Annotated in this window: 9 protein-coding genes; 6 read left to right on the forward strand and 3 right to left on the reverse strand. The window is 72.3% G+C overall.

Going from position 1 to position 12,429, the window contains the following annotated elements; genetic code table 11:
- The first annotated feature begins 193 nt into the window (after nt 1–193).
- On the forward strand, nt 194–1,687 hold the full coding sequence (gene miaB / locus EAD98_RS06515; protein WP_121653147.1) for a tRNA (N6-isopentenyl adenosine(37)-C2)-methylthiotransferase MiaB: 1,494 nt from the start codon (nt 194–196) through the stop codon (nt 1,685–1,687).
- 95 nt (nt 1,688–1,782) lie between these two features.
- Here miaB and EAD98_RS06520 read toward each other — a convergent pair whose 3' ends face one another.
- Both EAD98_RS06520 and EAD98_RS06525 read right to left on the reverse strand, forming a co-directional pair.
- The gene (locus EAD98_RS06520; RefSeq protein ID WP_121653148.1) at nt 1,783–3,390 is read right to left on the reverse strand and encodes a cellulase family glycosylhydrolase; all 1,608 of its coding nucleotides are present in this window, start codon (nt 3,388–3,390) and stop codon (nt 1,783–1,785) included.
- A 500-nt stretch (nt 3,391–3,890) separates the two neighbouring features.
- Nucleotides 3,891–5,099, reverse strand: coding sequence for a DUF349 domain-containing protein (locus EAD98_RS06525; RefSeq protein ID WP_121653149.1), 1,209 nt, complete (start codon nt 5,097–5,099; stop codon nt 3,891–3,893).
- A 201-nt stretch (nt 5,100–5,300) separates the two neighbouring features.
- Here EAD98_RS06525 and EAD98_RS06530 point away from each other — a divergent pair, with 201 nt between their 5' ends.
- Genes EAD98_RS06530 through dapF form a run of 3 tightly spaced genes read left to right on the forward strand, consistent with a single transcriptional unit; the run spans nt 5,301 to nt 7,799 of the window.
- Complete coding sequence (locus EAD98_RS06530; RefSeq protein ID WP_121653150.1) at nt 5,301–6,017, forward strand: class III extradiol dioxygenase subunit B-like domain-containing protein; 717 nt, start codon at nt 5,301–5,303, stop codon at nt 6,015–6,017.
- Nucleotides 6,014–6,946, forward strand: coding sequence for a tRNA (adenosine(37)-N6)-dimethylallyltransferase MiaA (miaA, locus tag EAD98_RS06535; RefSeq protein ID WP_121653151.1), 933 nt, complete (start codon nt 6,014–6,016; stop codon nt 6,944–6,946). Before EAD98_RS06530 ends, miaA begins: the two co-directional genes overlap by 4 nt.
- Nucleotides 6,947–6,953: 7 nt before the next feature.
- A complete protein-coding gene (dapF, locus tag EAD98_RS06540; RefSeq protein WP_121653152.1) occupies nt 6,954–7,799 on the forward strand; it encodes a diaminopimelate epimerase in 846 nt (281 codons plus the stop codon).
- Between the two features lie 114 nt (nt 7,800–7,913).
- Here dapF and EAD98_RS06545 read toward each other — a convergent pair whose 3' ends face one another.
- On the reverse strand, nt 7,914–9,380 hold the full coding sequence (locus EAD98_RS06545) for an NAD-dependent malic enzyme (protein ID WP_121653153.1): 1,467 nt from the start codon (nt 9,378–9,380) through the stop codon (nt 7,914–7,916).
- A 184-nt stretch (nt 9,381–9,564) separates the two neighbouring features.
- Here EAD98_RS06545 and hflX point away from each other — a divergent pair, with 184 nt between their 5' ends.
- Both hflX and EAD98_RS06555 read left to right on the forward strand, forming a co-directional pair.
- Complete coding sequence (gene hflX / locus EAD98_RS06550; protein ID WP_121653154.1) at nt 9,565–11,016, forward strand: GTPase HflX; 1,452 nt, start codon at nt 9,565–9,567, stop codon at nt 11,014–11,016.
- 50 nt (nt 11,017–11,066) lie between these two features.
- On the forward strand, nt 11,067–12,429 hold a 1,363-nt coding region (locus EAD98_RS06555; RefSeq protein ID WP_199723311.1), incomplete at its 3' end, for a hypothetical protein.

Below are 12,429 nucleotides of genomic sequence, written 5' to 3' on the forward strand. Positions count from 1 at the left end.
GCTCCCCGAGTACGGAGCCGCGCATCGGCGGCAGCGAGTGCAAAGCCCCCAAAATCGCCCAGAACACATTCTTGTTGTGCAGCGTACTGCCCGCCGTGGGCCCCCGCCATGGGCCACCGGGCCAATGCCGGTCGGCTGAGCCCGCCGACCGGGCCGCTACCCTGGTAGCCCGAGGGGAAGGGGCACCAAGAGGGTGGCTAGGACCTACAACGTCGTGACGTACGGCTGCCAGATGAACGTGCACGATTCCGAGCGCATCTCCGGTCTGCTCGAACAGGCCGGATACGAACGCGCGGCGCCGGCCGACGACACCCCCGACATCGTCGTCTTCAACACCTGTGCGGTGCGTGAGAACGCCGACAACCGGCTCTACGGCAACCTCGGTCGCCTGCGCCCCGTCAAGGACAAGCACCCCGGGATGCAGATCGCGGTCGGCGGCTGCCTGGCCCAGAAGGACCGCGGCGACATCGTCCGCAAGGCGCCCTGGGTGGACGTGGTCTTCGGTACGCACAACATCGGCGCGCTGCCGGTGCTGCTGGAGCGGGCCCGGCACAACGCCGCCGCCGAGGTGGAGATCCTGGAGTCGCTGGACGTCTTCCCGTCCACGCTGCCCACCCGGCGCGAATCCACGTACGCCGGCTGGGTCTCGATCTCGGTGGGCTGCAACAACACCTGCACGTTCTGCATCGTGCCCGCCCTGCGGGGCAAGGAGAAGGACCGCCGCCCCGGCGACATCCTCTCCGAGGTGCGCGCCCTGGTCGACGAGGGCGTGCTGGAGGTGACCCTGCTCGGGCAGAACGTCAACTCCTACGGTGTCGAGTTCGGCGACCGGTACGCGTTCGGCAAGCTGCTGCGCGCCTGCGGCGACATCGACGGGCTGGAGCGGGTCCGGTTCACCAGCCCGCACCCGAAGGACTTCACGGACGACGTGATCGCCGCGATGGCCGAGACGCCGAACGTCTGCCACTCGCTGCACATGCCGTTGCAGTCCGGCTCCGACGACGTGCTCCGGGCGATGCGCCGGTCCTACCGGTCCGACCGCTACCTGGGGATCATCGAGAAGGTCCGGGCGGCGATGCCGGACGCGGCGATCACCACCGACATCATCGTCGGCTTCCCGGGTGAGACCGAGGCCGACTTCCAGCGCACCCTGGACGTGGTTCGCGAGGCGCGGTTCTCCTCGGCCTTCACCTTCCAGTACTCCAAGCGTCCCGGCACTCCCGCCGCGACAATGGACGGCCAGCTGCCGAAGCAGGTCGTGCAGGAGCGCTACGAGCGGCTGATCGCCACCGTGGAGGAGATCACCTGGGCGGAGAACAAGCGCCTGGTGGGGGAGACCGTCGAGGTGCTGGTCGCGGTCGGCGAGGGTCGCAAGGACGAGCGGACCGGACGGATGTCCGGCCGGGCGCGCGACGGCCGGCTGGTGCACTTCGCGACCACGGCGCCCGACGGCGGGTCGCTGGCCGACCAGATCCGGCCGGGAGACGTCGTGCACACCGCGGTGACGTACGCCGCCCCGCATCACCTCAACGCCGACGGCGCGCCACTGTCGCACCGGCGGACCCGGGCCGGCGACGCCGCCGAGGCCGGCCGCTCCCCGCGTACGCCCGGGGTGTTGCTGGGCCTGCCCACGATCGGCGCCCCGGCGGTCGCGCCCGCACCCACCAGCGGCTGCGCCGCCCACTGACGGAGTAGGGAGGGGCCTCTCGTCGTCGCCGAGCGACAACGAGAGGCCCTCCCTGCTGTGCGCCGCTCGGACCGCGACCCGGCGGCCCCGGCGGCTCAGCAGCCGGTGCCGTTGAGCTTCACGGTGCCCGGGCTGCTGGCGGCCCCGTTGGCGGTGAAGCCCACCGTGACCGAGCCACCCGCCGCCAGGGACGGGGCGTGGCTCGGGGCCGCGGCGGTGACCGTCGTGCCGGACTGCGTGACGGTGGCGTTCCAGCCGCTGCCCAGCGTCACCCCGGACGGCCAACTCCAGGTCACCGACCACGGATTCACCGCGGCCGTGCCGGTGTTCCGCACGGTCAACTCTCCCTGGAAGCCGCCCTGCCAGGCGTTGACCTGCCGGTAGGTGGAGGTACACGCGCCGGTCGGCGGGTTCGTCGGCCCACCCGTCGGCCCACCCGTCGGCCCACCCGTCGGTCCACCGGGGCCGGTGCCGCCGGTCGGCGCGATCAGGTACGGCTGGAGGATCGCCTGCTTGGTGGTGTTGATGCTGGTCCAGTCGTCCAGCGCGATGCCGCCGGTGTCGCCGGAGTTCGGGTTCCACGACCAGTAGGTGAAGGACATTCCGGTGACCCCGGTGCCGGTGTACGCCATCAGCCGCTCCAACCACACCCGGTCCTTCGGGTCGGCGAGGGTGCTGCCGAACTCTCCCATCATGATCGGGGCGATGTTCTGCTTGTAGAGGTAACCCCAGTACCGGTCCCAGATCGCCGGCATGTTCGCCGGGTAGTCCGGGGCGTCGAACCAGCTCTGCCGGTAGACCGACGTGGCGTACTCGTGCGGTGAGTAGACGAGCCGGTTCGCCACGCTCAGCCGTACCGGGAACTCACCGGCCTTGGACAGGTTCCCACCCCACCAGCCGCAGTCCTCGTCGTTGCTCGGGTCGTTGTCCCAGACGTTGGAGAGGCCGCCACTCGGGCAGCTCACCCCCTCCACGAAGATCAACCAGTTGGGCTGGACACCGAGGATCGCGTTGCCGGCCCGCTCGGCGGCGAGCCGCCAGTCCCGCGCCGGGTCGCCACAGCCCCAGCAGGCGCCGGTGGCCGCCGGGTTGGTGCCCTCGGCGTGCGGCTCGTTGTGCAGGTCCGCGCCGATCACCGTGGGGTTGCCCGCGTACCGTTGGGCGAGCATCTTCCAGTCGTTGATCCAGGTCGCCTCGGAGACGGTCGAGGTGTACCAGAGCGGGGACTGCCCCGCCGACGTCGGCCGGTGTCGGTCGAGGATGACCCGCATCCCCTTGCTTCCGGCGTAGTCGATCACCTTGTCCAGGATCTGCAACGGGGAGAGCCCGACCAGGTCCGGATTGACGAAGTCGTTGATCCCGCTGGCGGTCGCGCCCGGCTTCAGCGCGTCGTTCGAATACGGCACGCGCAACGTGTTGTAGCCGAGCCGGGCCATCGTGTCGAGCTGCCCCCGCCACGGGTTGCTCGACCACAGCCCGTGGAAGGTCTTGTTGTCGGTCTCCATGCCGAACCAGTTGATGCCGGTCAGCCGGACCGTGGTGCCGGCGCTGTCCACGATCTGGTTGCCGCTGGTGTGCAGGTACCCGGTGCCGGTTCCAGCGGCGGCGGCCGGGCCGGTGCTGACGGCGGCGGCGATGAACACGCCGGCCGCGGCGGTGGCGAGCGCGGTCAGCGCGCCGCCCAGTGCGGTGGGACGGAACATGCGAGCTCCACTTCGGAGGCCCGGCGCCGGCCGTGGGCGGCGCGGGCGGGCGGCCGTCCGCACGTCACGGTCCCGATGGGGTACGCGGACAGTGCGCGACGGTCGAGGTCACGCGGACGGGGACACTCGCGCAAGCTCACCGACGACCCCCGACAGCGGTGTCCCGCCGTCGTCGCCCTCGTGCCGGTGGCCCAACCTGGCTCCGTCGCCCATTCTCATCAGCCCAGGTCGATGCGTCAACAAGGCGGGCCGCCTGCCCGCCGCCTCAGCCCGACCGCCTGCCCCGCCCGCCGCCCGGCCGCCGGCCAGCCTGCCCGCCAGCCCGCATGATCGTGCCCGATCCTGGATGTAGTGGTCTCGCCGCCTGTTGATGCCACTACAACCATGATCGAGCGCGACCGCGGGCGTGGGCCGCGGGCCGCGGGCCGCGGGGTGTGGGGTGTGGGTGGATACGCCGGAGCCCCGGTCCCGTGGGGGACCGGGGCTCCGGAAGGCTCAGGTCAGCCGGCCTGCTCGGCGAGCTGGAGGAACTGCCGCTTGGCGGCGAGGGCCTGCTCGGCCTCCTTGATCCGGCGAGCGTCCCCGGCGGCCTGCGCCCGGGCGAGCCGGTCCTCGGCCTCCGCCACCTGCGACCGCATCTGGGCGAGCAGCGGGTTGTCCTCCTTGGTGGTCCGGCGCCACGCCGAATCCATCACCTCGCGGACCTTGTCGTCGATGACGCGCAGCCGGCGCTCCAGCCCGGACGCGGCCTCCCGGGGCACCCGACCGGCCTCGTGCCACTGGGCCTGGATCTCCCGCAGCTTGGCCTGGGCGCCCTTCGGGTCGGCGTCGATGTCCAGTGCCTCGGCCTCGGCCAGCAGAGCCTGCTTGCGCTCCAGGTTGGCGCGCTGCTCGTTGTCACGGGCGGAGAAGACCTCGCTGCGCCGGCTGAAGAAGGCGTCCTGCGCGGCCCGGAACCGTTCCCAGAGCTTCTGCTCGGCCTCCTTGGAGGCGCGCGGCGCGGCCTTCCACTGGGTCATCAGCTCCTTGAGCTGGTTGGCCGTGGCCGCCCAGTCGGTGGAGTCCTTGAGCTTCTCCGCCTCGGCGACCAACTCCTCCTTGGCCGTCTGCGCCTGCTTGCGCTGCGCGTCCAGGGAGGCGAAGTGGGCGCCCCGACGCCGGGTGAACCCGTCCCGGGAGGCGGCGAACCGCTTCCACAGTTCACCGTCGGCCTTCTTGTCGACCCCGCGGATGGTCTTCCACTCGTCGAGGATCTCCTTGAGGCGGTCACCGGCGGTCTTCCAGCCGGTCGACTCGGCGGCGAGCTTCTCGGCCTCCTCGACCAGCGCGGTCTTGCGGGCCAGGGCCTCGCCGCGAGCGGCGTCCCGGGCGGCGCGCGCCTCACCGGCCTTCTCCTCGGCGAGGGTGGCCAGCTTGTCCAGCCGCGCGGCGAGCGCGTCGATGTCGCCGACCACGTGGGCCTCGGGCAGCGAGGCGCGGATCCGCCGGATCGTGCTCAGCGAGTGCCCGGCGTCCGCCGCACCCGAGTTGAGCCGCGCTTCGGTCAGGTCCACCTCGGTAACCAGATCGGCGAACCGGCGTGCGAAGTGCGCGAGGCCCTCCTCCGGTGCTCCCGCCTGCCAGGATCCGACCACCCGCTCGCCCTCGGCGGTCTTGACGTACACGGTGCCGTCCGCGTCCACCCGTCCGAAGGCAGTCCAGTCGCTCATGTGCCCATCCTCGTTCTCCCGGCGTCGAGGGAACCGTCCCCCGTCGCCGCCACGGCGCAGCCAAGTTGCTTCCGGCATTGTCACAGGTCCGACCCGGTCCGCGTCGAGCGCCTATCGCCGACCGTGACCATACGGTGTCCTAGGGCCCGATTGACCGGATCGGCGCGGAGACGCACCGGGGATTCCCGCTACGGTAAACGGGTGCCACTGGTCGCCGCCGCCGTCTGCCCGCATCCGCCCCTGCTCGTGCCCGAGGTGGCCGGTGCCGCCGCGCCGGAGCTGGACGATCTGCGGGCCGCCTGCGACACCGCCGTTCGGGGGCTGTTGGCCGCCGATCCGGCCACCGTGGTGCTGCTCGGCGCCGGCCCGGTGACCGGCACCATCCCGTCTCCGGCCACCGGCTCCCTACAGCCCTGGGGCGTCGACCTGGACGTGCCGCTCACCCCGGGTCAGCCGGACCGGGGCGCGGTCCTGCCGTTGAGCCTGACCATCGGCGCGTGGCTGCTGGCCCGGCACGGCGTGCGTCCGCCGGTGACCGCCGTGCAGGTGGCCGCCGACGCCGGCCCGGCCGAGCTGGCCGCGCTCGCCGACGAGGTCAACGCCATGGCTGCCCGGGTGGCGCTGCTGGTGCTGGGGGACGGGTCGGCCTGTCGGGGGGAGAAGTCACCGGGGTACGACGACCCGCGCGCCCGCCCGTACGACCAGCGGGTCGCCGCGGCCCTGGCCGAGGCGGACCTGGACGGCCTGCTCGACCTCGACCCGGTCGTGTCGGCGGAGCTGAAGGCCGCCGGCCGCGCGCCCTGGCAGGTGCTCGCCGGCGCGACCCGATCGGCCGGCGGCGGATGGCGTGGCGAGCTGCTGCACGACTCGGCCCCGTTCGGTGTCGCCTACTTCGTCGCGTCCTGGCGACCGGCGTGAGCGGCGACGGGGGTCGCCCGGTCGGCACGGTCGTCGCGGTGGTCGGGCCGACCGCGGCGGGCAAGTCGGCGTTGAGCATCGCGTTGGCGCACGCCCTGAACGGGGAGGTGGTCAACGCCGACTCGATGCAGCTCTACCGGGGCATGGACATCGGCACCGCCAAGCTGACCCTTGCCGAGCGCGACGGGGTGCCGCACCACCTGCTGGACATCTGGGAGGTCACCGAGCCGGCCAGCGTCGCGGAGTATCAGCGCCGGGCCCGCGCGGCGGTCGACGACATCCTGTCCCGCGGGCGGGTGCCGCTGCTGGTCGGCGGCTCCGGGTTGTACGTGCGGGCGGTGCTGGAGCACTTCGACTTCCCCGGCACCGACCCGGCGCTGCGCGAGCGGCTGGAGCGGGAGCTGGCCGAGGTCGGCCCGGCGCCGCTGTACGCGCGGCTGCGCGCCGCCGACCCGGCCGCCGCCGAGGGCATCCTGCCCGGCAACGGCCGGCGGATCGTCCGGGCCCTGGAGGTGATCGAGCTCACCGGCGCCCCGTTCACGGCGTCGTTGCCCGATCCGGTGCCGTACTACCCGTCGGTGCAGGTCGGCGTGGATCTGGACACCGGGCTGCTGGACGAGCGGATCGCGCTGCGGGTCGATCGGATGTGGGCCGACGGCCTGCTGGCCGAGACCCGCGAGCTGGTCGGGCGGGGGCTGCCCGAGGGGCGGACCGCCAGTCGGGCGCTCGGCTACCAGCAGGTGCTGCGCTTCTTCGCCGGTGAGCTGACCGAGACGCAGGCGTACGACGAGACGGTCCGCGCCACCCGGCGGTTCGTCCGCCGGCAGCGGTCCTGGTTCCGGCGCGACCCGCGGATCCACTGGCTGAATTCGGCCGCTCCGGACCTGATCGAGGCCGCCCTGCGCCTGGTGCCCGCGCCTGCGCGATGATGGAAGTGTGGAGTTCACCAAGGGCCATGGCACCGGCAACGACTTCGTTCTTCTCCCCGACCCGGACGGTCAGCTCGACCTGACCCCGGAGCTGGTCACGGCGCTCTGCGACCGGCGGCGGGGCGTCGGCGCGGACGGGGTGCTGCGGGTGGTCCGCGCGGCCAAGCATCCGGAGGGTGCCGGGCAGGCCGGTGAGGCCGAGTGGTTCATGGACTACTGGAACTCCGACGGCTCGTTGGCCGAGATGTGCGGCAACGGCGCCCGGGTCTTCGTCCGCTACCTGGTCGACACCGGGCTGGCCACGCCGGCCGGCGCGGCGCTGCCGGTGGCCACGAGGGCCGGCGTCGTGCGCGCGCTGGTCGAGGGCGACGCCGTGTCCGTCGAGATGCGCCGCCCCCGGCTGTACGACGGCTCCACGGCCACCCTGGGCGGTCTGACCCTGCCCGGCACCGCCGTGGACATCGGCAATCCGCACCTGGTCTGCGTCCTGCCGGCGGGTGTGGAGCTGTCCGCGCTGGACCTGACCACCGCGCCCGGGTTCGACCCGGCGCTCTTCCCCAGCGGGGTGAACGTGGAGTTCATCGTGCCGGGCGACCCGGTCGACGCCACCGACGGGCACACCCTGATGCGGGTGTACGAGCGCGGCAGCGCGGAAACCCTGTCCTGCGGCACCGGCGCCTGCGCGGTGGCCGCGGTGGCCCTGCGCGACGTCGGCCGGGACACGGGAGTGATCGCCGTGGACGTCCCCGGCGGCCGCCTGACGGTGACGGTGACCGACGACTCCTGCTGGCTGTCCGGTCCGGCCGTCCTGGTGGCCACCGGCGAGATCAACCCTGCTGCGCTGCCCGCCTGACCCTCGGCCCGCTCCAGCCGTGTTGATCAAGAGGTTCGCGTCAGGACGCGTGCTGTTTCTGACGCAAACCTCTTGATCAACGGGGCGTCGGGCAGGGCAGGGCGGCAGGGCGGGTTACGGGGTTGCGCTGGCGTTGGCGGCGATCTCGGGGAGATCCGCCGGGCCGGGGTCGGCCGCTGGCAGCGGGCTGGGGTTGTGCGCGGCGGCGCGTACGGCGGCGGCGACCGCCGGGGCGACCCGCGAGTCGAAGACGCTGGGCACGATCACCGTCGGGTTGATCTTCTCCTCGCCGACCACGTCGGCGATGGCCTGTGCGGCCGCGATCGCCATCTCCTCGGTGAACTCCTCCGCGTGCGCGTCCAGCATGCCGCGGAACACCCCGGGGAAGGCGAGCACGTTGTTGATCTGGTTCGGCTGGTCCGAGCGGCCGGTGGCCACCACGGCGGCGTGCTTGCGCGCCTCCCGCGGGTCGACCTCCGGGTCCGGGTTGGCCAGCGCGAAGACGATCGAGTCCTTGGCCATCTGGGCGATGTCGTCGCCGGTGAGCAGGTTCGGCGCGCTGACCCCGATGAAGACGTCCGCGCCCCGGATCGCGCCGGGCAGGTCGCCGGCGTAGTTGTCCTTGTTGGTGTTGTCCGCCAGCCACTGCCACGCCGAGTTGAGCCCGGTCAGCCCACGGTGCAGGGCGCCCTCCCGGTCGTACGCGATGATGTCGCCGACGCCCTGGCGCAGCAGCAGCTTCATGATCGCCGTCCCGGCCGCGCCGGCGCCGGAGACGACCACCCGGACGTCCGCGAGCTGCTTGCCCACGACCCGCAGCGCGTTGGTCAGCGCGGCCAGCACGCAGATCGCCGTGCCGTGCTGGTCGTCGTGGAAGACCGGGATGTCCAGCGCCTCCCGCAGCCGGGCCTCGATCTCGAAACAGCGCGGCGCGGCGATGTCCTCCAGGTTGATCCCGCCGTACGCCGGCGCGATCGCCTTGACGATCTGCACGATCTCGTCGGTGTCCTGGGTGTCCAGGACCACCGGCCAGGCGTCCACCCCGCCGAAGCGCTTGAACAGCGCCGCCTTGCCCTCCATCACCGGCAGCGACGCGGCCGGGCCCAGGTTGCCCAGGCCGAGCACCGCCGAGCCGTCGCTGACCACCGCGACGGTGTTGCGCTTGATGGTCAGCCGGCGGGCGTCCGCCGGGTTCTCGGCGATCGCCATGCAGACCCGGGCCACCCCGGGGGTGTACGCCCGGGACAGCTCGTCGCGGTTGCGCAGCGCGACCTTCGAGGTCACCTCGATCTTGCCGCCGAGGTGCAGCAGGAACGTCCGGTCGGACACCTTGCGCACGTCCACGCCGTCCAGCGCGGTCAGCGCGTCGACCACCTGGTCGGCGTGGCCGGCGTCGGCGGTGTCGCAGGTCAGGTCGACGATCACGTGCGTCGGGTCGGAGTCCACCACGTCCAGCGCTGTGACGATCGCCCCGGCTTCGCCGACCGAGGTGGTGAGCCGGCCGATCGAGGAGGCGTCCGCGGTCACGGCGATCCGGATGGTGATCGAGAATCCGGCGCTCGGCAGTCGGGTGATGGCCACGGGGTCCCTCCGTCACGGCTGTGCGGCCGCTCGGCCGCCGCCCAGCATTTCTACCGGGTTGTCGAGGTCGACCGGCATTCGCCCCCGCTTTTGGCGACCTTCGGCACGGGCATATAGCAGGTGCGTTCGGCGTTGCCACATGTCAGGATTACGTTCTACTTATCAAAACGGACAGGAGAACCGCTTGCGAGACCAGGAGAGCTTTGTCCCCGTCGAGGACGAGCTCGACGACGTAACCACCGGCGAGATGGAGCTGTCGGAGCGGCAGTCGCTACGACGCGTACCGGGCCTCTCCACCGAGCTCACCGACGTCACCGAGGTGGAATACCGGCAGCTGCGGCTGGAGCGGGTCGTCCTGGTGGGCGTCTGGACCGAGGGCACGGTGACCGACGCGGAGAACTCGCTGACCGAGCTGGCCGCGCTCGCCGAGACCGCCGGCTCGCAGGTGCTCGAAGGGCTGATCCAGCGCCGTACGCGGCCGGACCCGGCCACCTACATCGGCCGCGGCAAGGTCGACGACCTCGGCGCTGTGGTGCTCTCCACCGGCGCCGACACGGTGATCTGTGACGGTGAGCTGTCCCCGTCCCAGCTGCGCAACCTGGAGCAGCGCACGAAGGTCAAGGTGGTCGACCGGACCGCCCTGATCCTCGACATCTTCGCCCAGCACGCCAAGAGCAAGGAGGGTAAGGCGCAGGTCGAGCTGGCCCAGCTGGAATACCTCCTGCCCCGGCTGCGTGGTTGGGGCGAGACGCTCTCGCGGCAGACCGGTGGTAGCGGTCGCGGCGGCGGCGCCGGCGGCGGCGTGGGTGTGCGTGGCCCCGGTGAGACCAAGCTGGAGACCGACCGGCGGCGCATTCGTCACCGCATCTCCCGGCTGCGCCGCGAGATCAAGAGCATGAAGACGGTACGCGTCACCAAGCGCGCCCGTCGTTCCCGTAACGCCGTCCCCGCGGTGGCCATCGCCGGCTACACCAACGCCGGCAAGTCCAGCCTGCTCAACCGGCTGACCGGCGCGGGTGTGCTGGTGGAGAACGCGCTCTTCGCGACGTTGGATCCGACCACGCGTAAGGCCACCGCCGCGGACGGGCGCCTCTACACCCTCTCGGACACGGTCGGCTTCGTCCGGCACCTGCCGCACCAGATCGTCGAGGCGTTCCGCTCGACGCTGGAGGAGGTCGCCGAGGCGGATCTGGTGGTGCACGTCGTGGACGGCACCCACCCGGATCCGGAGGAGCAGGTGCGCGCGGTCCACGAGGTGCTCGCCGAGGTCGGCGCGGACCGGCTCCCCGAACTGCTCGTGGTCAACAAGACCGACGCGGCCGACGAGGACACGCTGCTGCGGCTCAAGCGGCTCTGGCCGGACGCGATCTTCGTCTCCGCGCACACCGGGCGGGGCGTCGACGGGCTGCGCGCGGCGATCGAGGAGCGGCTTCCCCGGCCGGCCGTGGAGGTCCGGGCCGTCCTGCCGTACGACCGGGGTGACCTGGTGGCACGGGTGCACCGCACGGGCGAGGTGCTCAGCACGGCGCACCTGCCGGAAGGGACCCTGCTGCACGTCCGGGTCGGCGAGGCGCTCGCCGCCGAGTTGGCGCCGTTCGCCGAGCGGCAGGGTCAGCCGGCCGGCAGCCGGCGCTGAGCGGCCCCGGCGTCATCCCCCCGAAACGCGCGGCATGCGACACTGGCCGAATGCGCCGCGTTGTTTCCTCGGTCACGGTTGCCCTCGGCCTGCTCGGGGCAACCGTGGCGCTCGCCGGAGTCGCTGTCGCCGCTCCCGCCCCCGGATCCTCCGAAGCACCCGCCGCCGCTGCCGGCAAGAAGCGCTGCACGGTCACCGACGAGCGGCTGCGGGAGCTGTCCGGGCTGGTAGCGACCAAGAGCGGCTACATCGTCATCAACGACGGCACCGAGGACGCGGCACGTAAGCGGGTCTTCTTTCTCGACAGCAAGTGCAAGATCTCGAAGTCCCCGGTCCAGTACTCGGGGCAGGGCCCGTTCGACACCGAGGACCTCGCTCTCTCGCCGAACGGCGCGACCCTCTGGATCGCGGACACCGGCGACAACGTCTTCGCCAAGGAACGCCGCAAGCGGGTCGCGCTCTGGTCGATGCCGGTCACCGGCAGCAAGGCGCCGGTGCTGCACCGGCTCTCCTACCCGGAGGGCAAGCCGCACGACGCCGAGGCGCTGCTCATCGGCAACGACGGCAAGCCGCTGGTCATCACCAAGGTGACCAGCGGAAAGGCCGAAATCTTCACCCCGGCGGCGGCGCTGAAGAACGGCGACACCGAGCCGGTGCCGATGCGCAAGGTCGGCGACATCGCACTGCCCCCGACGGAGACCGAAAACCCGCTCAACACCTTCGGTCGGGTCGCGATCACCGGCGCGGCGCGCTCGCCGGACGGCGCCCGGGTGGTGCTGCGCACCTACGCGGACGCCTTCGAGTACGACGTCGCCAACGGTGACATCGTCGGCGCGCTCACCACCGGCAAGCCCCGGGTGACGCCGCTCGCCGACCCGTTCGGTGAGGCCATCAGCTACACCACGGACGGCAAGACCTTCCTCACCGTCTCCGACGGTCAGCAGTTCACGCAGGACGAGACGGTCGACATCCTCAGCTACACGCCGTCCACCTCGACGGCGAAGCCGCTGGCGAAGGATGCCGGTGCCGCCAAGCCGGGCGCCTCGCAGTCCTGGTTCGACGGGCTGAGCCTGGACGACATCACCTACCTGGTCGGCGCGGTCGGGGTGATCGGCCTGCTGCTGGTTGGCGCCGGCATCTTCGGCATCCTCCGGGCGCGCCGCCGGCCGCCGGCACCCGATGCGTCCGACCTTTCGGACCCGGACGGCGAACCCCTGGGCCCGCGTGGTGGCCGCACCGACGACGGGTTCCCGGCGGGTGACCGTGCGGGTGGTGTCTACGGTGGCGGCGCTCCGGCCGGCGGGGCGGTCTACGGCGCCGGCGGTGGGACGTACGGCGGCGGCGCGGGCCGTGGTGGTCCCGCCCCGGCGGGCGGCGCGGGCCGTGGTGGTCCCGCCCCGGCGGGGCGGGACC

It is taken from the genome of Micromonospora sp. CV4 (assembly GCF_003667455.1).
In the GTDB taxonomy this organism is placed as follows: Bacteria; Actinomycetota; Actinomycetes; order Mycobacteriales; family Micromonosporaceae; genus Micromonospora.

Coding starts and splice junctions, on each gene's coding strand:
- EAD98_RS06520 (WP_121653148.1), bottom strand. CDS start 3,390: ATGTTCCGTCCCACCGCACTGGGCGGCGCGCTGACCGCGCTCGCCACC.
- EAD98_RS06525 (WP_121653149.1), bottom strand. CDS start 5,099: ATGAGCGACTGGACTGCCTTCGGACGGGTGGACGCGGACGGCACCGTG.